Origin of the sequence: Desulforegula conservatrix Mb1Pa, from assembly GCF_000426225.1 — a bacterium.
GTDB lineage: Bacteria > Desulfobacterota > Desulfobacteria > Desulfobacterales > Desulforegulaceae > Desulforegula > Desulforegula conservatrix.
The window spans coordinates 1-22,238 of record NZ_AUEY01000050.1 but is presented as its reverse complement, the minus strand read 5'-3'; the positions used below and the strand labels follow the sequence as shown (position 1 = coordinate 22,238).

Sequence of the window (22,238 nt, the reverse complement as noted above, 5' to 3'; positions counted from 1 at the left end):
TCAGATCCGGTAATCCTTGTCTTTTTCCTGTTCGGAAGTTGTGACGTCTATGGCTATTTGTTCCTGCTGCCCGATATTTTTAAGCAGCTCCTCTTTGGCCTTAAGGTATTCCATTCTTGTTATAAGACCGTTCTCATACATTTTCCCAAGCTCGGTCAGCGTTTTAAGTCTTCCTGAGTCTGGTGAATCAAGAAGCATTCTTGCTGACTGAGGGATTGCGATGTTATCCTGATCATCCCTGTTTTTACTCATTTTTACAGATGCAAGGCCGCCAAGAAGCCTGATTTCAAGAGATGTTCCTGAAAACTCAGGAAGGCTGAGGATTTTGGCAAGGGATTGCTGGTGTTCCTTGAGTTTTCTGATTGAATACCATGCGCTAAGTCCTATGATTATAAATCCGGCCAGTAGAATCCAGGCCATGTAATGGATGACTCCACTGAAGAATATTACCACAAGCCCGAGTACCACTGCTAAGCCTGCGTGCAGAAGAAGAACTGAATATGCTGCAAATATTCCTTTGAAGAGTCCTTGCTCGTTTGTCGGCTGCTGTTCTTTTTGTTTCTTTTTCATTAATAAGGCCTGGTTTATTGGATTTTGCCGTATATCACTAAATTGATGTTTTTGAACCAGATTGTTTTGTATCAGATAGCTTTGATACTATTTCAGGTTCATAACGCTCAGGAGTTTCAAATGAAACCCTTGTCTTTCTTACCGTATTTAGCTTCATTATCAGATAATTAAGTTTTTTCATTGTTTTATATCTCAGCAGTTCATCCTTCATGCCTTCAAGAAGCTCTTCCGTTTTCAGAATCTCTTTTTTCAGCTCAATTTCAGGAGGAAGACAGTCTGCATTTTTCAGTATCTTATAAGCCAGCCTCAGATCTTCAGGTATATGACCGTCGTCAGGAATATCAAGGGGGCTTCCTTCACCAGGGAGCCTTTTGAATTGTCCGCGCTTCTGAGCAGCCAGGATTCTTTCCTCGACTATTTTATCAAAACCAGGAAGCATATTAAGATCCTATGTGGTTCAAAATCTTTTGAAAAAACAAATAATCTTGGGCTTGTAATATATAAACAAATATTTGTTTTCAAGTATTTTGGATAGGGTATAGGGGAAAAAACAAAAAACCCTGCCTTGTCCATCGGTCGTGCTTTTTTTATGCGGCTGGTTAGAATACTTCAAATATGCCGGCAAGGACACATTGCCGGTCTTGGATTCGTTCGTAAGAAGACGATTTCGCTTCACAATTGTTGTGCATTTGCAGAAAGGGCCAGGAGATTGAGCACACGCATATTTTTTACCGATTAATGGCCGGGCGAACATTGCTTAGGCAGTTATCATTTTGTGAAATCGTTTGTCGTTGCGGTATTTATTGCACTTTTTACCCGGTTGCCGAATAAATAACTATGTTATTTATTTTGTTGAAAAATAATTAAGTATGGTAGATATAAGCAAATAATATTCATTGTAACTATACATAACGACTGGTTGGAATGGATTCTAATCAGCTGTAATTATATGTTTTTATATTCCAGGCCGACAACCGGATAGAATGTTTGCTGAGCCTGCGGAGGGGTGTGTGAATGTCAGTCAGATCATCGGTGCTTGAAAGGCTCAGGGCAAATGAAAGAGAAACCAAAAAGAGTCTTATAATGGATGTCTTTATTGCTCTGGCAGAAGAAGAAAAATCTTTTGCGAGGATAAGCCTTGGAGAGATCGCCAATGCTGTGGGGATATCCACCACAACAATATATCAGTATTTTCAGAACAAGGATGACCTTCTGGTTGAGACTTTTCTAAGGGAACTGCATAATATTGATGAATACATAACCGAGAAGCTTGAATCCGAGAAAAATCCGTCTGTTCAGTCCGTGATCTGGGGCAGCATAGATTACCTGCTTGATCATGAGTCAAGCCATCAGGTTCTGAATTATTTCATGCTCCAGGGTAATATGACCCCGGAAATAATGGACAGAATAGCAAAAATGCCGCTCAGTTTTCTTGATGTCGTATCGGATGCGTTTGCTGATGCAGGTCTTTATAAGGGCAAAAGGTTCATCTCCCATATTTTTCTTTCAGTCGTTCTTGGAGGCCTGATGGCATTCAAAAGCTTTGGCTATGGTACGGCTGACGAAATAAGATCCCATCTTCCGGAACTTACCCAGTTTGCTATTCACAGCTTTTTTGGCGGAAGAAACGCCAAATAACTGCTCGTTATCCCCTCTGCATTATTATGAATTATTTATGAGCGGACTCAGTCAATCTATCCCATTTTGGGAATCAAAAAATCTTTAATGGTTTTAATTTGAATAATCCCTGCCCCCCCTATAAAAAGGGAGGAGCCGGGAAAAAGTTTTGGGTGAGTTCTTCTCAAAAAGCGGCTCGCCTAAGGTGTTTATAACTGAAAATGAGACAGAGCTATATATTTTAATAGCCTCTAAATGGTTAAGAAATCGACATATTCTCCGTGTGTCAGGCAGTGGGCCAGGATTCTGATCGTATCCCCTTTTTTTACGTCGCTTGGCAGTTTTGCAAGATAGACCGTATTAATGCCGTTGTCGCTTGTTAATTCTCCACCTGTTGCAGATATATAGAGTCCGGAAGCATGGTCAGTATTGGCAGGCCATCCAGAATAAGTGGATGTCTCTGTCTGGGCATAAACCGAGATAGCTCTTCTGATTTCTATCCTGTTGTACCAGTGACCGAGAAAATTATTGTCTGGTCCTGGAACGGCATTTGGGTGTGGAGCGTGGCCTTTTGCCGGGTCTCCCCACATTATCGGGATAAATCCTGCAGGAATTATTATGCTCTTATCGAGTACAGGAATATATGGGAGATGTTTGCCGATATGCTTTTTTTCGCCTTCAGGTCCGTTAATAGCCGGAAGATATGACTGCGGTATTGCACCTTTGTTTCCCCTTGTTCTGTTGAATTCAATCGGATTCCATTTTTTCGGCTTTTCCATTGGTAACTGGATATCTTCATTAGCTGTATTATTTTCACATGCGCTTATGACCGGCATAATTATTGAGAGCCCTGCAAATCCCATTGTAGCTTTGAAAAAATCTCTTCTATCCATCTTTTTCATGATTGCTCCTTTTGAGTGTCCAGATTAGTCCTGATTCATTATGGCTTAATATATGCGTAACCGTCAGCCTGAAGTTTGATAAGTGCCATTACTCCCGCAGGAACTACTTCGCAGGAAGGATGCATGTCATTTTTTGAAAGCTCAAATTTAATAAGGGAATTATTGCAGATCTTGAATCTGACTCCTTTCTCGGCAAGCATACTAACTGTATCAAGGTCATTGCGGTTGGCATTATTTTTAAGCCTGAGAATCGCCGGGCCGTTTAAAAGAAGAATTATGTCAGCTCCGTGTTCAATGGCTTCACTATCTTTTAGCATATTCTGGATGTTTAAGCAGGCTGTTTGGAATGGGCCGTCAGCATCAGTATTTACATGGAAAACCACTTTGAATTTCATTTGGGCATTTCTCCTTTGTTTGAGGTCTTGTTCAGCGACACTAACAGAATTATGCAGACAAGAAAAGATACTCTAAAGTCTGATTCCATGAATTCGGGATATTGGGGTCATCATTTTTTAAGGCTATGTCCCAGTTAAATGTTGAAATATGTAGAACAAATTGTTTTTAGTTTATTTTTTTGGGTAACTTTTTATAAAAAGTTCCTTAAGTCGTCTCAAAAACTTTAAGGTTTTTTATGATAACAGCCCATTATTTATATCATTGAAAGTTTTTGCGGAGCTTTTTTCAAAAAGTGACCCGCCAGAGGCAGCTTTGTATATTTGAATAGCAAATAGTTATTGTATATATCCTTCTCCACACTTAAGGGGACAGAGCCTTTTTAAAAGCATTCAATCCTTTTGAGTAAAACTCTTGAACTGGTTTCTACTGTCTGATATCTCAAATAGTTTACAATACATAAATCTTTGATCAAACTGTATTTTATTTTTAAATGTTTGTTTATATAAATAATTCAAGGCTTTTTACTGATGTTTGATATTCATAGAAGAAAGTCCAGAACAATAAAAGTTGGATGCGTTGAAGTCGGTGGAGATGCACAGATTTCTGTCCAGTCCATGACCAACACAAAAACAGCTGATGTAGATGCAACTGCGAAGCAGATACTCGCCCTTGAAGATGCAGGATGTGAGATAGTCCGTGTGGCTGTTCCTGATGAAGGATCAGCGAGGGCAATCAAGGACATAAAAAAGAAAATCGCTATTCCTGTCATAGCAGATATTCATTTTGATCACAGACTTGCACTTATTTCAGCCGAAGCAGGGGCTGATGGTCTGCGTATAAATCCCGGTAATATAGGGTCAATGGAAAAAGTCAGGGCTGTTTCAGATTGCGCAAGGTTTCATGGAATTCCCATAAGAATAGGGGTCAATGCAGGTTCACTTGACACTGACCTGACTGACAAGCATGGAGGCGCTACTCCTGCCGCAATGGTTGAAAGCGCGCTCAGGCAGATAGATATGCTTGAATCCATAGGCTTCATGGATATAAAGGTGTCATTAAAGGCCTCGGATGTTCCGAGAACAGTTTCAGCTTACAGAATGCTTGCATCTAAAACAGACGTTCCTCTACATCTTGGAATAACAGAAGCTGGCGGTCTTTTCCCAGGGCTTGTCAAATCGTCTCTTGGCATAGGCATGCTTCTGGCAGAAGGAATTGGCGACACATTCAGGGTTTCGCTCACAAGGGATCCTGTGGAAGAAATAAGAGCTGGATATGAGATTCTCAAGGCTCTCGGAATAAGAAGACGCGGGCCAGAAATTGTCTCCTGCCCTACATGCGGAAGATGCGGCATTGATCTGATAGGTCTTGCGGAAAATGTTGAAAAAGCTCTTCTGGGGAGCAGGCTCAATCTGAAAATAGCAATTATGGGCTGTGTGGTAAATGGCCCTGGCGAGGCTAAAGAAGCGGATATCGGTGTTGCAGGAGGAGATGGGGTCGGCATTCTTTTTAAAAAAGGAAAGGTCGTAAAAAAGATTCCTCAGGAGCTTCTTTTTGAAACACTTCTTGCGGAAATAAAAAATATGGAAAACTATCAGGCTTAAGTTGTGGCTGGGAGCTTTTATACAAAAAAACGACCCGGATGAGGCATGTGTATTCAAATCATTATATTCAGAAATAACAATTAAATTTACCGAATATATATAAAAGGAAGAGTTATAAAAATGAATGATCAGGTTCAGACAGCCATTACACCAAAAAGACATGAAGATTATCCTGAATGGTACCAGCAGGTTATAAAAGCATCTGATATGGCAGAAAATTCGCCTGTAAGGGGCTGTATGGTCATTAAACCATGGGGCTATGCTCTATGGGAAAATATAATGCGTGAACTGGATTTCATGTTCAAAAAGACAGGGGTTAAAAATGCGTATTTCCCGCTTTTTATACCATTAAGTTTTCTTGAAAAAGAAGCAGAGCATGTTGAAGGTTTTGCAAAAGAATGCGCCGTTGTCACCCATCACAGGCTGGAAACAGCTGATGGCGGCGGGCTGGTTCCTGCGGGCAAGCTGTCCGAGCCTCTTGTTGTCAGACCAACATCTGAAACCATAATTGGCGACGCTTTTTCAAAATGGATTTCGAGCTACCGCGACCTGCCAATGCTCATCAATCAATGGGCAAATGTTGTGAGATGGGAAATGCGAACCAGGATCTTCCTGAGGACAAGCGAGTTTCTTTGGCAGGAGGGACACACTGCGCACGCAACCGCCGAGGATGCCATTGACCGTACAAAGATGATGCTGGATATTTATGCGGATTTTGCGGAAAGGTTCCTTGCTATTCCTGTCATAAAAGGAAGAAAAACTCCCTCCGAGAGATTCCCTGGCGCTGTTGACACAATGTGCATAGAAGCCATGATGCAGGACAGAAAGGCTCTTCAGGCCGGTACATCTCATTTTCTTGGGCAGAATTTTGCAAAAGCTTCGGACATCAGATTCCAGTCATCGGAAAAAAGAGAGGAATATGCCTGGACTACTTCATGGGGGGTTTCAACACGTCTCATCGGCGGCATGATCATGACCCATGCCGACGATGACGGAGTCATCATGCCTCCGAGGGTTGCGCCTTCACATATTGTTCTCCTTCCTATTTATAAGAAAGCCGGAGATAAGCAAAAGGTACTTGAATATGTTAGAAATCTTGCTGCGGAGCTTATGGAAAAAACATATTTTGGCAGGCCAATCATGGTTGAGGTTGATGAAAGGGACACAGGAGGAGCAAGGGGCTGGGAATGGATTAAAAAAGGCATCCCTGTGAGAATTGAAATAGGGCCAAGGGATATGGAAAAAGACGCACTTTTTGTGGCAAGAAGGGACAAGAGTCCAAAGGAAAAGCAGTCCATTCCAAGAGCCCAGTTTGTTGAAGAGATTTCGTCCTTCCTTGACAGCATTCAGAATAATCTCTTTGAAAGAGCCAAAGCGTACAGGGAAGAAAACACTGTAAACATCGACACAAATTCCGATTTTTATGCTTATTTTACTCCAAAAAATGCGGAGAAGAATGAAATCCATGGCGGGTTTGCCATGGCTCACTGGTGTGAAAATCCAGCTTGCGAGGAAAAAATTAAGGACGATATGAGTGTAACTATCAGATGTATTCCTTTTGATGCTAAAGATGAAGAAGGGATATGTGTGTGTTGCGGAGCAAAAAGCAATAAAAGGGTTCTTTTTTCCAAGGCTTATTGATTTACAGAGCTTTTTTAGCTATTCAAAATGGTATATAATGCATTATTATATATACGATGGTGCGTTGCTTTGAGGTTGTGCTTGTAAGGCGGGTTGTTTTTTTGATTTTTGTCCCGTCGCATAATGATTTTTGAAGTAAGGGAATTATTTAGGGTATGATAAGAATCACAGACATTCTTGATACCATTACGGATTTGCAACCTGATGCGGATCTTGATCTGGTTGACAGGGCTTATGTTTACTCAGCCAAGGTTCATGACGGGCAGAAAAGACTCTCAGGTGAGCCATATCTGACCCATCCGCTCGAAGTTGCGGGCATTCTTGCCAATATGAATCTTGATGTGGTGAGCATAGCCGCCGGCCTTCTCCACGACGTAATTGAAGACACGCATGCCACCGAAGAAGAGATCCGCCAGACTTTTGGACCAGAAGTCGCACATATTGTTTCAGCTGTTACAAAGATAAGCAAACTCCCCTTTCATACATCTGAATATAGGGAAGCTGAGAGCATCAGAAAAATGGTTCTTGCCATGGCTGATGATATAAGGGTTATCATCGTAAAGCTTGCAGACCGCCTTCATAATATGAGAACCATCGGCTTTCACAAGAAAGAGGAAAAAAAGAAAAAGATAGCCCAGGAAACCCTGGATATCTATTCTCCCATTGCTTCACGTCTTGGCATCTACTGGATGAAAAACGAGCTTGAGGACATCTGCTTCAAGGCCATTGATCCTGAATCATATGAAAAGCTCCAGAGCCTTGTTAATACCGATCCAAAAGAACGCGACGCTTATGTCCAAAAGGTCAAAGACCTGATTTATCAGAAGATGCAGGAATCGAATATTGACTGTGAGGTCATGGGCAGGTTTAAGCAGCCATACAGTCTTTATACTAAAATGAAAAAACAGGGGCTCAACTTCGATCAGATCTATGATCTTATAGCTTTCAGGATTATTACCGACTCGGAAAGCAGATGCTACGATGCCCTAGGCCAGGTTCACCGTCTATGGTTGCCTGTACCCGGAAAATTCAAGGATTATATCGCAGCGCCTAAGGAAAACGGATATCAGTCGCTCCATACCTCTGTGATCGGCCCTTATGGGGAGTTGATGGAGATACAGATCAGAACCAGAGAGATGGACGATGTGGCAAGATCGGGGATTGCCGCTCACTGGAGCTACAAGGAAGGTAAGCCCATTGATGAAAAAACGGGCGAGATTTTTGCCTGGCTCCAGAATCTTGTGGAAAACCAGGCGAATTTCAGGAACCCTGAAGAATTCATGGAAGGAATCCGTCTGGATTTATATCCTGATGAGGTTCATGTATTCACGCCAGGAGGGGATGTCAAGGTTCTTCCCAAAGGAGCGACTCCAGTCGATTTTGCCTATGCGGTTCACTCCCAGGTTGGTGACAGATGCTGCGGAGCCAAGGTGAACGGCAGAATTGTTCAACTTGAACATGAGCTGAATAATGGTGACAGGATTGAAATTATAACATCAGTGCACCACAAACCGAGCAGGGACTGGCTTAACAGCGTAAAAACGGCAAAGGCAAAGGCAAAAATTCGCCAGTATTTCAGGATGCTTGAGGATGAACGCAGTCTGTCGCTGGGGAAAGAAGTCTGTGAAGGCTATTTCAGAAAAAAAGGCGTTGCTTTTGCAAGTTTCCTGAAATCGGAAGATATGCCGAAGGCAATAGAATCTCTTGGATGCAGAAACCTGGATGATCTTCTTATTCAGATAGGATTTGGCAAACTCACCCCAGGCAAGCTTTTCAAAAAACTGGTTCCTGTCGAGGAGGAGGAACAAGCCTCTTCAATCCAGGTCGGGTCCATAATTAAAAAATTTATGTCAGGAATAAGCCGCAAGAAAAAAAGCTCCGGCACCACAGGTGTTCTTGTAAGCGGGATGGACGATGTTCTGATGAGATTTGGAAAATGCTGTCAGCCTTTGCCTGGTGATCCTATAATGGGATATATTACCCACGGGCAGGGAATTACTATTCATAGCTCAAGTTGCCCCCAGGCGCTTGCCATGAATCCTGAAAGAAGAATCGACGCGGAATGGGATACAGATGCCAAATCAGAGCCAATTTACCCTGTTCAGATCAGGGTCAGCTCTTCTGACCGTGTCGGCCTGCTTGCGGAAATTTCAACGGAAATAAGCAAGCTTGGCGCAAATATATCAAAATTTGGGGGAGAGACCAAAGATGGAATGGTTGAGATAGACTATTTTATCTCGGTGAAAAATCTTGCCCACTTGAATAATATCCTTAGTAATATCGGAAGGCTTCCGAGCGTATCAAATGCCAGAAGGATATATTCATAAAATTTGTTATTGAAATTGGGTCTTGAAATAAAAAACCGGGATAAGTCAGACTGTAATACAAACTGACTTTTACCGGTTTTTTTTGACTTAAGCGCCGATCAGAAAAAATGTTAAAGGCTTAATATTATTAAGCCTTTACAACATGTCCTGAACGAATACAGCTGGTGCACACCTTAATCTTCTTGGCTTTTCCGTCAACAAGCGCTCTAACGCTCTGAAGATTAGGATTGAAACGTCTTTTGTTGACATTGTGTGCATGGCTTATTGTGGAGCCTACAACTGGCTTTTTGCCGCAAACTTCGCACATCTTTGACATAGCTTAACTCCTTATGCAAAACTCATTGTATCAAGTAAACCGTAATTATATTAACCTTTGAACTAATAAATCCAGAGGGAAACCTTATCCTCATTATATGAACTCAAAGCTATTACCTTTATTTTAAATCTGTGTAAAGCATTTTTATTCACAAAATCAAATGCCTTTAAGACTTATCACTAATTCTACATCTGGGTTGCAGATGGGAAAACAATGGGCTTTTCTGTCTCAGGGTGCTTTTTGGCCGAGGCGATCTTCGCTTGGCAAATTTTGATTTTGGAGAGAGCCTCTTCATGCATGCCCACATCAGGATACATTTTTACGACTCTTTCGAATCTGTTCAAGGCAGCTTCAAACTGTCTAACCTTGAAGTAAAAATCCGCAACCTGCATTTCATGAGCAGCAAGATTCTGATGACATTTTTTTATCTTTTCGGATGTCGCCTTGCTGTAAGGTCCATCAGGATCTGAAAGAATCAGTTTCTCAAATATTTCCGCAGCTCTGAAACTTGGTATCTGGTCTCTGTCAGGTGTGTCCATTTGCTCGAAAAAGCACATTCCTGTCTGATAAAAAGCATATGCAGCCATCTTGTTTTTGGGATGAAGTCTTGTGAACTCCTCATACGAAGCCGCAGCTTCCTCGTATTTTTCCATTTTATAATATGTGTCAGCAATTTTCAGTTCGACTTCAGGAGCAAGAGGGCTGAAAGGGTACCAATCCCTGAGGTTTTCATATGTTTTCAGAGCATCTTCGTAGTGCCCTGTTTCAAACTGGGTTTGGGCTTCCTGCATCAGCTCTGCTGAAGGCCTTTGCGAGTCTTCAACCGTGGCGCATCCTGAAAGAAAAAAACTGCCAACAACCAAGGTGGCTAAAAGTCCTGAAACAAGTATTTTTTTATTATTCATGCTCAAAATTTTCTATATAATGTTCTGCTGACATTGCAGCTATGGCACTGTCTCCAACGGCTGTGGCAATCTGCCTCAGAGGCGTGTCCCTTACATCTCCGGCGGCGAAAACTCCTGGCACCGAGGTTTCCATTTTGTCGTTTACCCTGATGAATCCATATTCATCAATATCAACCGCATTGCCTATGAACGAGGTATTCGGCAGAATGCCTATCCAGATGAAAGCGCCGTCAATTTTGACTTCAGAAGATTCACCTGTCTTTAGGTTTTTCACGGTGGCGCCTTCAAGACTCATCAAACCGCCGTTGAAAGATGTGACAACAGAATCCCATATGAAATCAATTTTGTCATTGGCGAAAGCTCTTTCCTGAAGAATTTTGGCGGCACGGAGCTTATCTCTTCTATGTACGAGATAGACCTTATTGACAAATTTGGTCAGAAATATGCTTTCCTGTACAGCAGTGTCACCGCCACCTATTGCAATAACATCCTTGTTTCTGAAAAATGGGCCGTCGCAGGTTCCGCAGAAAGAGATTCCCTTGCCATAAAATCTGTCTTCCCCAGGAACTCCGAGTTTTCTTGGTGACGCTCCAGAGGCTATGATAACTGCTTTTGTCTCTAATATTCTGTCGCCATCCAGGAAAATTTTCTTTAATGGTCCTGAAAAATCAACAGACTGAACTTCTGCGGATTCAATTTTCAGATCAAATTTTTTTGCTTGGTCAACCATATTCATAACAAGATCTGGGCCGCTGATGCCTCCTGGAAATCCAGGGTAATTTTCTATCCAATCAGTGACCAGAGCCTGTCCGCCAGGAGTGATTTTTTCTATCAGCAGGGTGTCGAGCCTTGATCTTGAAGCATAAATCCCTGCTGTAAGGCCTGCTGGGCCTCCTCCGATAATCACAAGGTCATATTTTAGCTTGTCCATCTTAAACCCTGAAATAAAGTTTTAAAAAAAAGCCATGCCGCCACGCATACTTGATGCATAGCGGCATGAAAAAACATGGGGTATTAGCCCGCAATTTTATTTATGATTTCTTCAAGCTTTGTTCTGCTTGCCATCCCGGTGATCTGTTCAAAAATTTGGCCATCCTTGAAAAAAATCAGGGTTGGTATTGCTTTAACACCGTATGTTGATGGTGATATTGGATTGTCGTCAACATTACACTTGAATATATTTATCTTTTCAGAAAACTGGCCCGCAATTTCATCGATCACAGGTTCCATTGCTCTGCAAGGTCCGCACCATGGAGCCCAGAAATCAACAAGAGAAGGTTTGGCGGCCTTAAGAATATCCTTTTCAAAAGCATTGTCTTCAATTGCTCTTACATTTTCACTCATTTTCTACTTTTCCTTGGCTGTAGGTTAAAGTTTATTTGGAACTATAGGCTTCACATCTCAATCTGTCAATATAACTGGTGTTGTCTTTAGTAATTTACATGCTGAACTAATCTGGTTTTAGCGCCATGCCGGGCTTGATCCGGCATCTTTGTATTTTCAAATACTGCTGGATTCCGGCCTGCGCCGGAATGACGGGAGCAGGACTTTTTGCGACTTTGTCAAGATTATATAATTTCTGAACTCCATCTGCATGCTTCAAGATAAATATCAGGCAGTTTGTCATCGTTTATTCCGAGTCTGGCTGAAATATCCGAAACGCCCGACCAGTCGGCGAGTTCGTATTTTTCGCAAAGAAGAAGATAATCACCTGCCCTGCCTTTCTTTTTTATAAGTGCATCTTTAATTACTGGTGAAAGGGGCAGCTGTTCCATTATTTTCCCCATCGTCTGATCAAGGATGGCATCAATCAGGGAAAACATCCCGACAGTAAAGAACTCTGATCCATAATCTCCTCCTTCTGCAACGTGATGGGCAACAAGGTCACAGAATTTTGCCCTGAAAGCAGACGTGAATATGAGTGCATCAGGCTTTGATGAATTGAGCTGGGACATTGCAATAAGTGATATGAACCTCCTTAACTCATCGGCTCCGAGCATCAATATGGCGTCTTTTATCTTGGATATTTCCCTTTTGCCTTTAAAATAGGCCGAATTTATGTACTTCAGCAATTTGAAGGAAAGATTGATATCCCTTTCAATTAGTGACTCTGCTTTGGTGAAATCAAACTTTTCGTTTGAGACCTCGGCCATTATCTGGAGAAGTGTTATCTGGCTTGTGGAGATTTCTCTCCCTTTTATTATTTCCGGTTTGCAGAAAAAATATCCCTGAAAATATGAAAAGCCCATTTCCACCGCATCCTTGAACTCTTCATTCGTTTCTATCTTTTCTGCTAGAAAAAGTACGTGAATATCGCGTTTTTTGAATTCATCCAGCAGTTTCAGAATTTCATCTTTTGGGGTGAGTCTGAAATCAATTTTAATGATGTCTGCCATTTTGATCAATGGCATGAGTTCAGGTAAAAAAACAAAATCATCGAGAGCCAGCAGATAACCCTTTTCTTTTATTTCATTGACTGCCTGGATGATTTCCTTGGTTGGCAAGACATTTTCAAGTATTTCAACAACAGTAATTTCATGGGGGAAAACAAGAGGGATCTTCTGTTCAATCAGTTTCTGGGTGAAATTGATGAAAGCTTTTTTGCCTGACGTTATTGCCTCGAGCCCTATTGTATAAAATGTGCTTGAGAGCAGCTTTGATGAAGCGTGGTCTCCATCGACTGCCGGCATGAAATTATCCATACCGCCTCTGAAAAGAAGTTCGTAAGCATAAATACTCTTGGTTTTATCAAAAATGGGTTGTCTTGCTAGGTAGGCATCCATGTCAGATCCTTATTACGGTATTTTTTAGGCTTTTCCATACAACATAGATACATTCTAAAGCTTATAGGTAAAGCAGGTGATTAGTTTATAGGGCGCTCGGCAATAATGGGGTTATGAAAAATATGCTATCGGAAAATATTATAAGATTTCTGAACTCCAAGCGCAAGCATCAATATAAAGAGCCGGAAGATCTGATTCTTTGAGCTCTAATGTCCGGCATATGCTCGTTACATAAGACCAGTCTGCTTTTTCATATGCCTCTGTCAGTTTTAAATAGTCTGCCATAATCCCGTTTTTTTCGACAAGGGCTTCAGTTATTCTTGGCGCAAGAGGAAGCTGTTGCATGATTTTGTCCATCGGCTGGTCAAGAATTGCGTCAATAAGGGAAAAGATGCCAAGTGTAAAAAGCTCGCTCGGACAATCATTCCTTGAAGATGATTTTCCGCATAGTTCGCAGAATTTTGCCCTGAAGGCAGACGTATAGATTAATTCATTGGGTTTGGAGGAATTCATTTGGGAGATCGCCATTAGCGTCACAAATCTTTTCAGTTCGTCTGTTCCCATCAAGAAAAGGGCATCCCTGATTGTTGATATTTCTTTCATCCTTTTAAAATATGCAGAGTTTATATATTTAAGAAGTTTGAATGAAAGGTTTACGTCCCTCGCTATGAAATCCTCGACTACGCTTAAATCAAAATCAGGTTTATTGACCTCTGATGTAATTCTCAGGAGAGATACCTGGCTGGTGGAAATCTGTTTGCCTTTTATTATTTCAGGTTTACAGAAAAAATATCCTTGAAAATAGGCGAAACCCATTCTTAGCGCATTTTGGAACTCTTCGTTTGTCTCGATTTTTTCTGCCAGGAAAAGGGTCTTGAATCCGGCGTCATTAACCTTTTTAATGACAGCTTCAGCAAGATCATAGGGCGTGGTCTTGAAATCTATTTTTATTATATCAACATGTTGAAGAAACTGGATACTTTCTTTTGAAAAGATGAAGTCATCCATTGCTATGATATGCCCGTTCTGCCTGATGGTCTTCAGCGCTTCAATGACTTTTGAAGATGGTTTGACATTTTCAAGTATTTCCACAACAGTAGTGGTTTTTGGAAAGAATAGGGGGACCATGTCCTCCAAAAGGTTCTGGGTGAAATTGATGAACGCCCTTTTTCCAGAGGTTATCTTGTCTATGCCAATGGTATAGTAGGTGCTTGACAGAATCTGGGACGAAGCCATATCCTCGTCAACCGTTGGCATAAAATTGTCCAGGCTGTTTCTGAAAAGTAGCTCGTAAGCGAAGATTCTTTTTTTTCTGTCAAAAATTGGCTGTCTTGCTACATAGGCATCCATCGCCTATTATCCTTCATATGAGCAGACTTTTTTATCCGGTCTGATTAAATCTTTTAGGGTTCGGCAATAAACAAAAATATTGTTTATGTTGCCGAATGAGGTTTTTCACTATAAGTGATGCCTGAATTAAGGTCAAGAGCTTACATTCTGCTTATATACAAAATGAGATTATGCTTAAAAACAATAGAGGCGTTATATGATAGATCATAAAATTAGAATTGGCGTACTAATTTCAGGTGGCGGATCGAATCTACAGGCACTCATGGATTCCTGCGATGCAGGAAAGCTTAATGGCAGGATCGTTTTTGCAGGGTCTGATAATCCTGGCGCAGCTGGACTTGCACGGGCCAGGGAAAAAGGAATACCAGTGTTTTCCGTAAATTATTCGGATATAATTAAAGGAGTCAGGCAAGGCTCTATCACCCCTCCTGATGATTTCGATTTCAATGATTCATATTCAAAGCAGGGGCTTTTTGGAAAAGATGCAGATCCTGAAAAGGTGAGAATCTTTCTGGAATCAAGGGCTGCATGCGAATCTGAGCTATTAAGGCATATTTTTTCATATGAATTCGATGTTCTTGCGCTTGCAGGATTTATGAGAACCCTGTCACCATATTTTATTGACAGGGTAAACACAGATCCTTTTTTACCGCGTATCATGAATATTCATCCTGCCCTTCTTCCTTCTTTTCCAGGAGTCGATGGCTATGGTGATACTTTCAGATATGGCTGCAGAGTGGCTGGCTGCACAGTCCATTTTGTGGACTATGGCGAGGATTCAGGTCCAATTATTGGTCAGAAGAGTTTTCAAATTCTTCCTGAAGACACCCTTGAGAGTGTTAAGAGCAAAGGCCTTGAATACGAATGGCAGCTTTATCCTGAATGCGTTCAGCTCTTTGCTGAAGGCAGGCTTACGGTTGTGAAGGAAAAATACGAGCTCAAGAACGGAAAAGCCCATGAAAGAAAAATTGTAAGAATTTCAAATAACTAAATTGTTGTGAATATGGCTGGGCCATGCCATCGCTAAGGATTATGAAAAAAATGATGGTCTTGCTAAAAGTCAGAAAAGGACTTCAGCGAGACCATCAGGATCAATTTAAGAGTTTTTTATGATTTGCCCAGGTATTTCATTAACATGGGCAGGGCCACGAAGGTGCCAATGCTGGCTCCTATATTTGTGAACATCACAACCAGAAGAATTCTGGTTACCTTGTTTTTCCAGAATCCTGTGAAGCTCATAATATCTGTATTAAGGTTTTCAAGATCCATAACCTTTGGTTTCCTGACATAGGCCTCGACAAGACCTGATACCCATCCTGCCGCAAGCAGCGGATGCAAGCAGGTTACAGGTGCGGCGAGGATTGCCGCGAGTATCGTAAGCGGATGACCAAGAGCAGCTATAGCTCCAATTCCGGAAAGAGTGCCTGTCACAATTGACCATTTTATAAGCATGGAAGTTCCGGCAACTGCTCCGCCTTTAAAAAATCCCCACACGAAAAGAAAGAGCAGGGCAGAAAAGAGTCCCCATTTGAAAACTTCGGCCCATATGCTTTTGGGGGGCAGTTGTTTTAGTTCTTCAATATCTATGTCCTGTCCAAAATATTTTTTTATGCCAGGAACATGCCCTGCTCCAACCACTGCCACAATATTCTGACCTTCTGCTTCACAAATTCTGTGGGCAAGATATTTGTCTCTTTCGTCAATCAGGATTTCCCTCAGAACCGGATGAGATTTTTCAACCTCTCCCAGAATGTTCTGGAGTACATCCGCATCCTTCATATTTTCAATTTCTTCTTCTGTTATATCAGGAGTATCACTTGCTGACATTAGTATCTGGGACATGATTTTTATCTTTTCCCAGAAACCAACCTTGCGCCATGTTCTTGAAAGGGTGATCTGAACATCCCTGTCTGCCAGGTGAATTCCTGCATGCACTTTTTCAGCAGATTCAATCGCCTTGACCATCTCCATGCCAGGAATAATGTCAAATTTTTCAGCAATTCTTTTTTGGAAGGATGCAAGAAGCAGATTGGACAGAAGCAAAAAAGTCTTTTCTTCCTTTATTACTTTTACGATGTCCATATTGCGCCAGCGATCCTTGTCCCTCATTGAGTGGTATCTGGATTCACATAATTCAACGCATACTGTGTCCGGGGTTTCTGATTCGATAACTTCGGTTACGAGGTCAGCACTTTCTTTTGATACGTGAGAAGTTCCTATTATTGTGTATTTTTTGCCGTTTAACTCAAATCTGTGGATGTCTCTGTTATCTATCTGGTTTTCCATATGTGCCTTGTAATGAATGGTTTTGTTTCAGGGATAATACTACTCGAAACCATTAAAGTCAAAAAAAGGTAAAGAATTTATTAAAAATTACATATTGATTGAAATAATCAATGATAGAATGTGTTCATTATCAATAATATCTATTCGATTTTGTGTCTGGATGATGGCATAGTCTCTAAAAATTCAACTCTGGAGACGTATCTATGGAGCTGCTTGATTTTAAGGGTAAGGTTTGTCCTGTTCCTGTGATGGGAACAAAAAAATATCTTGATGAGAATAATAACTGTCTTGAACTTGGTGTTCAGGTCGACAATATGGCCGCAGTTGAAAATGTCCGCCGCCTACTTGAGAATAATGGATTCTCTGTATCTGTAACAGGAGAAGGCCGGGAATTTCAGCTTTCCGGGAAAAGGCGGCCCGAGGCTTTTGAAAAGTCTGGAAACTCGATGAGTCCTCAAATTGAGGCACCTGCCAGAAACACTCTCGTAATGATAACGTCAGACAGGCTTGGGCAGGGCGATGAGGCTCTTGGCAAGGGCCTTATCAAAAATTTTATACTTACCTTGAAAGAGATGGGGCCGGAACTGTGGAGAATAATCTTTCTGAACGCAGGCGTTAAGCTTGCCGCAGAAGGATCTGAGTCTCTTGATCATCTTATTGAACTTGAAAATGAAGGGGTCAGCATTCTTGTTTGCGGAACCTGCCTTAATCACTATGGCTTGCTTGAAAAAAAGAAAATTGGCGAGACAACCAATATGCTGGATGTTGTAACAAGTCTCGAAATTGCCGGGAAAGTCATAACGATTTCATGAGTTGATGGGGTCTTATAGGAGGACTTTCGAGGAAGTGAGACTCTAATAATGTCGCCATAATCATTCTACGAACTTTTCGGCCCTTAAAAATAAGCCTTCTTCAATTTTTCCAGGTGTTTGGGCAGTATATGAAAAAATTATTATTGTGATTCATTATTCTGTTATAGTACCCATTAAATAACCAAATGGGAGCTGACGCCATGAAAAAATGGCTATTAAACAGAAAAATTAAAAAAACGTTCGCCATTTTTATGGTTTTTGTCCTGATAGGTATTCTTTTGCCTTTTCCTATTTTCTCCCTTGTTTTTGCCGCTGAAGCCTACTCATCCGAAAATATATCAAAATTTTATTCAGACCATCCCGGAGCTTTGGGATGTTTTCTGGTTCTTACCTTGGCCCTTGTCTTTACCTTGTTTCTTCTGACTCTTTATATGCGCAGTAGAAACAGGCTCATCAAAGCCATGTCAAAAAGTGAGGCTCGATACAGGAGAATAGTGGAAGGCACCAATGATATTCCATATTCAATTACCTCCGAGGGTATAATTTCTTTCATAGGGCCACAGATCAAAAAGTATGGACTCGAACCTGATGAGATGGTCGGAAGATTTTTTATTGATTTTGTGTATCAGGATGACCGGGATGATCTGATGAACGCATATATTGAGGCAAGGGATGGCAGCAAAGAGCTTGACACAATTTTATTCAGATTGGCTGATAACCGATATGCCAAAGGAATTGTATGGTTTGAAATAAAAGGCTCGGGCGATTTACTTGCAAAGGCAAAAAACGGAAACAGGGACTTTTTTGGAATAATAAGAGACGTCACATCGCGCAAGCTTACAGAGGATAAACTCAAAGACAGCGAAATGCGCTATCAGGCTCTTTTAGAAGCTGCGTCAGATTCAATCCTTATTCTCAAGGACGACATCATCATTGATTGTAATAAGAAAACCGAAGAGGCTTTTTGCGTAAGCCGTAATGAGGTTATTGGAATGTCGCCCGTTGATTTTTCCCCTGAGTATCAGCCTGACGGAAGAAGATCCGATGAAAAAGCCCTTGAGTTAATAAATAGTGTTCTCGAGGATCGACCTCAGATTTTTGAATGGGCCCATCTTAAGGGCGATATATCTATTTTCAGCACAGAGGTCAGTCTTACCCGGGTTTTTTTCAAAAATGCTTTTTACATTCTCGCCATAATCCGGGACATTACAGAGAGGAAAATTGCCGAGGAAAAAATGGCAAGGCTTGCCACAGTGGTTGAGCAGGTTTCTGAATCTGTGGTTCTTACTGATCTGGACGGCGTCATCAAGTATGTAAATCCCGCATTTGAGAAAAAAACCGGTTATTCCATGAGTGAATCCGACGGTCAGAAAACTAATCTTTTAAAAAGCAGCATTCACGATGAATCATTTTACAGGGAAATGTGGGATATTATTCTGGATGGCGGTACCTGGCGCGGTGTAATGTTCAACGTAAAGAAAGGTGGTGGTGAGCTGATCGAGGATGCGGTCATCTCACCCATCAGAGGGAGCGGTGGCGATATAATTGGTTTTGTGGCAGTCAAAAGGGATGTGACTGAGGAATACAGGCTGAATGAACAGCTTAAAATCAGCGAACGGCAGTTCAGAACGATATTTGACCATACTCCATATTCCATCACCATAAGCAGGATGAGGGATCAAAAATATGTTGCGGTCAATCCCGCATTTATTAATTATACTGGTTTTGCTTATGAAGATGTGATTGGGCATACTTCTGAGGATTTGGGTGTTAATGCTTCGGATTTCAATCAGTCCGAGTTTTTTGACAGATTAATCAAAGATGGCTCTGTCATGAATCAGCAAATACGCATAATCGATCATAAAGGCGAAGAAAAATACATTATATTTTCGAGCGCTGTCATGGATTTTTCAGGAGAGCCCTGTTTTCTGAGTACCTCCATTGATGTCACAGAGGCAAAGATGCTTGAGGAAAAGCTCAGGCAGTCACAAAAAATGGACGCCATTGGTCAGCTCGCCGGAGGCATAGCCCATGATTTCAACAATATGCTAAGTGGCATAATAGGCGGGGCAGAGCTCCTCACCATGATGCTCCCGTCTGATTCTCCCCTAAGAAAACATGCTGGAATTGTTTTGAAAAGCGCTGAGATGGCAGCAGATCTTACCGAGAAGCTTCTTGCCTTTTCTCGGAAAGGAAAGATTCTAAAATCAGATTTAGATGTTCATGAATTGCTTGTTTCGGTCATTGCCATACTCGAACGGAGCATTGACAAAAATATAACCATTGAAACAGCTATGGATGCACAAACAAGTCTGGTAACCGGAGATGCGGCTCTCCTTCAGAGTGCTTTTCTCAATCTTGGAATAAATGCAAGGGATGCCATGAAAGAAGGTGGGACGCTTGTGTTTTCATCTTCACTGACTTTTCTTGATGAGTCTTTCTGCAGAACCAACAACTATTCCATTCAGCCTGGGGAATACATTGAGATTGATGTTAGAGATACAGGGGCTGGCATACCAAAGAGTCTTATGCAAAGGATTTTCGAGCCCTTTTTTACAACCAAAGATCCCGGAAAGGGCACAGGCCTCGGACTTGCCGCCGTTTACGGTACTGTCAAGGAACACGGCGGAGCCATAGATGTATTTAGCGAGGAAGGGATTGGTACTGTTTTCAGGATATATCTTCCATTATCAGTTTCCGTAAATGGATCGGCGGAGCCAGACGCAGGCTCTGTAATCTCAGGCAGCGGCCTGATTCTTATTGTGGAAGACGAAGATATCGTGAGAAGCACGGCCAAAGAACTTTTGGAAAATCTTGGCTATAATGTTCTGGTTGCTTCATGCGGTGAAGAAGCACTGGAAATATACGCGCATAATAAGGCCGATATATCCCTTGTTTTTCTTGATATGGTAATGCCTGGTATAAACGGCCGGGAGACATTCAAAAAACTGAAAATCATTAACCCTGAAATCAAAGCTGTATTTACCTCTGGGTTTGCCCATGAGGGAGCCCTGATAAATCTGTCTGAAACAGGAGTCTTCGGATTTATTCAGAAGCCCTACAGAATTTCAGAGCTGGGAAAGACAGTTGCTCTTGCTTTAAGTAACGAAGAGGCCTCAAAAAGCCCGGTTCCCGTCATTCAGGTCCAGGCCTGAATTTAGAACTAATTGTAATTACTGGGCGCCGGATATAGTCCTGTATGACGCTGATGCTCTTTTATGCCTCTTTGCGAGGCCATCAAGTAATGTCGGGCAATTTTGCTGAAATAACTCCTAACTGCCGCTCTCTTGTAAAAAAGCTCAGCAAAAGCTATTGGATTTTACAAAATGAGCTATTTCGTTTTTGACTGGCAGATGGCGGATGCAAGCATGCTGTATAGAAAGCAAAAACCTGAAAAGTTTATGGGAAAGACAATGGGGAACTTAGCAAAAAATCCCCCATGTTTTTCCCCGGAAATTGGTTTATTTACCTGCCAGATTTCTCAAATGATTATGAATAGCTTTCTTAAGAGAATTCAGGGACTGATTTTTTGCAGATTCAAGCACGTTTTCCTCTTTCACAAGAAGCTCCGGGGAGGTTTCCTTGGAAAGGCCTTCAGCTTCGGCTGACAGATACAGGTAGTTTGTGTCCGTGTCCCACATGCTCGCGCCTGTCATTACAATATAGTCAACGTCTGTTCCAGGTACAAAAAACAAAGGGAAGAAAAGCGCGTATGCAGGGGCATATTTATTGGAATACCTGTCAATATCACTGATTGCCTTGACTATCATAACTGCGTCCGAGCCGTTGTTCATTGCAGCTTTTCTGATGGACTCAGTATCATCGGCGCTATATGAGCTTCCGTCCATAACCTTCATTTCAGATATGATATTTGAAGCTTTCAGGCTTTTTTCAAGGGCGAGGATTTTCTTTTTATCTTCTGATGTCCATGTCCACTCTTTCCCCTGCACGTTTGTTTTTGGGTTAGTGAAGCATATTGCGAGCTTGAAAGGGAATGTCAGATGAGATGCTTCGGTTTTTGCTTTTTTGCCGTAGTTCATGGCAGCCGTTGCTTCTCCGCTGCCTATTTCATCTTTAAGTTTTTCTCTGTCGAATCCCTTGCTTGTGGCGCACCCTGCCATCACGATTACAAGAAACAGAATCAGGTATTTTTTCATTTAATTATTCCTTTGGTTCATATTTAAGTTCTTATGACAATTATTAGGAAAACATCCTCAGATCTTTACAATGGCAGCTTAAATTAAGTATAAAGCCTTCATTGCTGGCATATATACATTCCATGAATTTTGCAGTCAATTGCGATGATTCGAGTATTCGGGTTTATGCTCATGGAATACATTTCAAATGGCCATGCATAATCTCCAGCTAAGTTTGAAAAGGCCGCAAAAAATCAAATTAAGGCGTCGGCGTCATGTCGGAGTTGATATGGCATCCAGTATTTTCAGGTAATTAATCATAAGTAAACCCCCGGCTCTGCCGGTGGACTCACAGAGTTTGACAGATCCTGGAATAAGAAGAAGTCTCCAATAACTGAACCGCCTAAAGTTCAAGTTAAAGGAGACTTCAATGAGCGAGAGACAAAGCCTAAGCCATAGTACCTGGGAATGCAAGTATCATGTAGTATGGATTCCAAAGTATAGAAAAAAGACTATTTATGTAGAATTGAGGAAATATTTGGGAGATGTATTTCGAGATTTGGCCAGACAAAAAGAAAGTGCAATATTGGAAGGCC

Annotated in this window: 20 protein-coding genes; 8 read left to right on the top strand and 12 right to left on the bottom strand. The window is 41.6% G+C overall.

Annotated elements, in window-relative coordinates; translation table 11 throughout:
- Nucleotides 1–570 carry a hypothetical protein gene (locus K245_RS0115325; RefSeq protein WP_027359942.1) on the bottom strand — a complete coding sequence of 190 codons (570 nt, stop codon included), beginning with the start codon at nucleotides 568–570 and terminating at the stop codon, nucleotides 1–3.
- Between the two features lie 37 nt (nucleotides 571–607).
- Complete coding sequence (locus K245_RS0115320; RefSeq protein WP_027359941.1) at nucleotides 608–1,009, bottom strand: DnaJ family domain-containing protein; 402 nt, start codon at nucleotides 1,007–1,009, stop codon at nucleotides 608–610.
- Between the two features lie 575 nt (nucleotides 1,010–1,584).
- On the opposite strand from K245_RS0115320, the gene K245_RS0115315 reads away from it, so the two are divergent.
- Complete coding sequence (locus K245_RS0115315; protein ID WP_027359940.1) at nucleotides 1,585–2,208, top strand: TetR/AcrR family transcriptional regulator; 624 nt, start codon at nucleotides 1,585–1,587, stop codon at nucleotides 2,206–2,208.
- 230 nt (nucleotides 2,209–2,438) lie between these two features.
- Here K245_RS0115315 and K245_RS0115310 read toward each other — a convergent pair whose 3' ends face one another.
- Nucleotides 2,439–3,089: a hypothetical protein gene (locus K245_RS0115310; RefSeq protein WP_027359939.1), complete on the bottom strand. Its 651-nt coding sequence runs from the start codon at nucleotides 3,087–3,089 to the stop codon at nucleotides 2,439–2,441.
- A gap of 38 nt (nucleotides 3,090–3,127) precedes the next feature.
- Nucleotides 3,128–3,484: a DsrE family protein gene (locus tag K245_RS0115305; protein ID WP_027359938.1), complete on the bottom strand. Its 357-nt coding sequence runs from the start codon at nucleotides 3,482–3,484 to the stop codon at nucleotides 3,128–3,130.
- A 528-nt stretch (nucleotides 3,485–4,012) separates the two neighbouring features.
- Between K245_RS0115305 and ispG the strand changes: the two genes are divergently transcribed.
- From ispG to K245_RS0115290, 3 genes are all read left to right on the top strand, one after another.
- Nucleotides 4,013–5,086, top strand: coding sequence for a flavodoxin-dependent (E)-4-hydroxy-3-methylbut-2-enyl-diphosphate synthase (gene ispG / locus K245_RS0115300; protein ID WP_027359937.1), 1,074 nt, complete (start codon nucleotides 4,013–4,015; stop codon nucleotides 5,084–5,086).
- A 120-nt stretch (nucleotides 5,087–5,206) separates the two neighbouring features.
- The gene (gene proS / locus K245_RS0115295; RefSeq protein ID WP_027359936.1) at nucleotides 5,207–6,727 is read left to right on the top strand and encodes a proline--tRNA ligase; all 1,521 of its coding nucleotides are present in this window, start codon (nucleotides 5,207–5,209) and stop codon (nucleotides 6,725–6,727) included.
- A gap of 155 nt (nucleotides 6,728–6,882) precedes the next feature.
- On the top strand, nucleotides 6,883–9,054 hold the full coding sequence (locus tag K245_RS0115290; RefSeq protein WP_027359935.1) for a RelA/SpoT family protein: 2,172 nt from the start codon (nucleotides 6,883–6,885) through the stop codon (nucleotides 9,052–9,054).
- 127 nt (nucleotides 9,055–9,181) lie between these two features.
- Here K245_RS0115290 and rpmB read toward each other — a convergent pair whose 3' ends face one another.
- The 6 genes from rpmB to K245_RS0115260 all read right to left on the bottom strand — a co-directional run bounded on the left by rpmB (nucleotide 9,182) and on the right by K245_RS0115260 (nucleotide 14,408).
- Nucleotides 9,182–9,370 (bottom strand): 50S ribosomal protein L28, encoded by a 189-nt coding sequence (gene rpmB / locus K245_RS0115285; protein ID WP_027359934.1) that lies wholly within the window; start codon nucleotides 9,368–9,370, stop codon nucleotides 9,182–9,184.
- A gap of 185 nt (nucleotides 9,371–9,555) precedes the next feature.
- Nucleotides 9,556–10,275 carry an outer membrane protein assembly factor BamD gene (locus K245_RS24820; protein WP_051284194.1) on the bottom strand — a complete coding sequence of 240 codons (720 nt, stop codon included), beginning with the start codon at nucleotides 10,273–10,275 and terminating at the stop codon, nucleotides 9,556–9,558.
- Complete coding sequence (gene trxB / locus K245_RS0115275) at nucleotides 10,268–11,206, bottom strand: thioredoxin-disulfide reductase (protein ID WP_027359933.1); 939 nt, start codon at nucleotides 11,204–11,206, stop codon at nucleotides 10,268–10,270. The genes K245_RS24820 and trxB overlap by 8 nt, the downstream gene beginning before the upstream one ends.
- Before the next feature lie 83 nt (nucleotides 11,207–11,289).
- The gene (gene trxA, locus K245_RS0115270) at nucleotides 11,290–11,619 is read right to left on the bottom strand and encodes a thioredoxin (protein WP_027359932.1); all 330 of its coding nucleotides are present in this window, start codon (nucleotides 11,617–11,619) and stop codon (nucleotides 11,290–11,292) included.
- A 224-nt stretch (nucleotides 11,620–11,843) separates the two neighbouring features.
- The gene (locus K245_RS0115265; RefSeq protein WP_027359931.1) at nucleotides 11,844–13,058 is read right to left on the bottom strand and encodes an EAL and HDOD domain-containing protein; all 1,215 of its coding nucleotides are present in this window, start codon (nucleotides 13,056–13,058) and stop codon (nucleotides 11,844–11,846) included.
- Between the two features lie 138 nt (nucleotides 13,059–13,196).
- Nucleotides 13,197–14,408 (bottom strand): EAL and HDOD domain-containing protein, encoded by a 1,212-nt coding sequence (locus K245_RS0115260; protein ID WP_027359930.1) that lies wholly within the window; start codon nucleotides 14,406–14,408, stop codon nucleotides 13,197–13,199.
- Nucleotides 14,409–14,604: 196 nt separating this feature from the next.
- On the opposite strand from K245_RS0115260, the gene purN reads away from it, so the two are divergent.
- Nucleotides 14,605–15,399: a phosphoribosylglycinamide formyltransferase gene (gene purN, locus K245_RS0115255; RefSeq protein WP_027359929.1), complete on the top strand. Its 795-nt coding sequence runs from the start codon at nucleotides 14,605–14,607 to the stop codon at nucleotides 15,397–15,399.
- A gap of 116 nt (nucleotides 15,400–15,515) precedes the next feature.
- On the opposite strand, the gene K245_RS0115245 is transcribed toward purN, so the two are convergent.
- The gene (locus tag K245_RS0115245; protein WP_027359928.1) at nucleotides 15,516–16,694 is read right to left on the bottom strand and encodes a TraB/GumN family protein; all 1,179 of its coding nucleotides are present in this window, start codon (nucleotides 16,692–16,694) and stop codon (nucleotides 15,516–15,518) included.
- A 203-nt stretch (nucleotides 16,695–16,897) separates the two neighbouring features.
- On the opposite strand from K245_RS0115245, the gene yedF reads away from it, so the two are divergent.
- Together yedF and K245_RS26805 are read left to right on the top strand one after the other, a co-directional pair.
- Complete coding sequence (yedF, locus tag K245_RS0115240; RefSeq protein WP_035277405.1) at nucleotides 16,898–17,506, top strand: sulfurtransferase-like selenium metabolism protein YedF; 609 nt, start codon at nucleotides 16,898–16,900, stop codon at nucleotides 17,504–17,506.
- 200 nt (nucleotides 17,507–17,706) lie between these two features.
- Entirely contained in the window at nucleotides 17,707–20,661 is a 2,955-nt protein-coding gene (locus K245_RS26805; RefSeq protein WP_051284193.1) for a PAS domain-containing hybrid sensor histidine kinase/response regulator, read from the top strand.
- Nucleotides 20,662–20,967: 306 nt separating this feature from the next.
- Here K245_RS26805 and K245_RS0115230 read toward each other — a convergent pair whose 3' ends face one another.
- Nucleotides 20,968–21,663 carry a hypothetical protein gene (locus K245_RS0115230; protein ID WP_027359926.1) on the bottom strand — a complete coding sequence of 232 codons (696 nt, stop codon included), beginning with the start codon at nucleotides 21,661–21,663 and terminating at the stop codon, nucleotides 20,968–20,970.
- A 409-nt stretch (nucleotides 21,664–22,072) separates the two neighbouring features.
- Between K245_RS0115230 and K245_RS0115225 the strand changes: the two genes are divergently transcribed.
- Nucleotides 22,073–22,238, top strand: a 166-nt coding sequence (locus tag K245_RS0115225; RefSeq protein ID WP_027359925.1) for a transposase, incomplete at its 3' end; no start/stop codon positions are given.

What these genes read in the sequence shown, in the direction of transcription:
- trxA (WP_027359932.1), bottom strand. Translation starts at nt 11,619, where the DNA reads ATGAGTGAAAATGTAAGAGCAATTGAAGACAATGCTTTTGAAAAGGAT.
- purN (WP_027359929.1), top strand. Translation starts at nt 14,605, where the DNA reads ATGATAGATCATAAAATTAGAATTGGCGTACTAATTTCAGGTGGCGGA.
- K245_RS0115290 (WP_027359935.1), top strand. Translation starts at nt 6,883, where the DNA reads ATGATAAGAATCACAGACATTCTTGATACCATTACGGATTTGCAACCT.
- K245_RS26805 (WP_051284193.1), top strand. Translation starts at nt 17,707, where the DNA reads ATGAAAAAATGGCTATTAAACAGAAAAATTAAAAAAACGTTCGCCATT.
- proS (WP_027359936.1), top strand. Translation starts at nt 5,207, where the DNA reads ATGAATGATCAGGTTCAGACAGCCATTACACCAAAAAGACATGAAGAT.
- K245_RS0115320 (WP_027359941.1), bottom strand. Translation starts at nt 1,009, where the DNA reads ATGCTTCCTGGTTTTGATAAAATAGTCGAGGAAAGAATCCTGGCTGCT.
- trxB (WP_027359933.1), bottom strand. Translation starts at nt 11,206, where the DNA reads ATGGACAAGCTAAAATATGACCTTGTGATTATCGGAGGAGGCCCAGCA.
- K245_RS0115230 (WP_027359926.1), bottom strand. Translation starts at nt 21,663, where the DNA reads ATGAAAAAATACCTGATTCTGTTTCTTGTAATCGTGATGGCAGGGTGC.
- K245_RS0115245 (WP_027359928.1), bottom strand. Translation starts at nt 16,694, where the DNA reads ATGGAAAACCAGATAGATAACAGAGACATCCACAGATTTGAGTTAAAC.
- rpmB (WP_027359934.1), bottom strand. Translation starts at nt 9,370, where the DNA reads ATGTCAAAGATGTGCGAAGTTTGCGGCAAAAAGCCAGTTGTAGGCTCC.
- K245_RS0115315 (WP_027359940.1), top strand. Translation starts at nt 1,585, where the DNA reads ATGTCAGTCAGATCATCGGTGCTTGAAAGGCTCAGGGCAAATGAAAGA.
- K245_RS24820 (WP_051284194.1), bottom strand. Translation starts at nt 10,275, where the DNA reads ATGAATAATAAAAAAATACTTGTTTCAGGACTTTTAGCCACCTTGGTT.
- K245_RS0115260 (WP_027359930.1), bottom strand. Translation starts at nt 14,408, where the DNA reads ATGGATGCCTATGTAGCAAGACAGCCAATTTTTGACAGAAAAAAAAGA.
- K245_RS0115310 (WP_027359939.1), bottom strand. Translation starts at nt 3,089, where the DNA reads ATGAAAAAGATGGATAGAAGAGATTTTTTCAAAGCTACAATGGGATTT.
- K245_RS0115265 (WP_027359931.1), bottom strand. Translation starts at nt 13,058, where the DNA reads ATGGATGCCTACCTAGCAAGACAACCCATTTTTGATAAAACCAAGAGT.
- K245_RS0115325 (WP_027359942.1), bottom strand. Translation starts at nt 570, where the DNA reads ATGAAAAAGAAACAAAAAGAACAGCAGCCGACAAACGAGCAAGGACTC.
- yedF (WP_035277405.1), top strand. Translation starts at nt 16,898, where the DNA reads ATGGAGCTGCTTGATTTTAAGGGTAAGGTTTGTCCTGTTCCTGTGATG.
- ispG (WP_027359937.1), top strand. Translation starts at nt 4,013, where the DNA reads ATGTTTGATATTCATAGAAGAAAGTCCAGAACAATAAAAGTTGGATGC.
- K245_RS0115305 (WP_027359938.1), bottom strand. Translation starts at nt 3,484, where the DNA reads ATGAAATTCAAAGTGGTTTTCCATGTAAATACTGATGCTGACGGCCCA.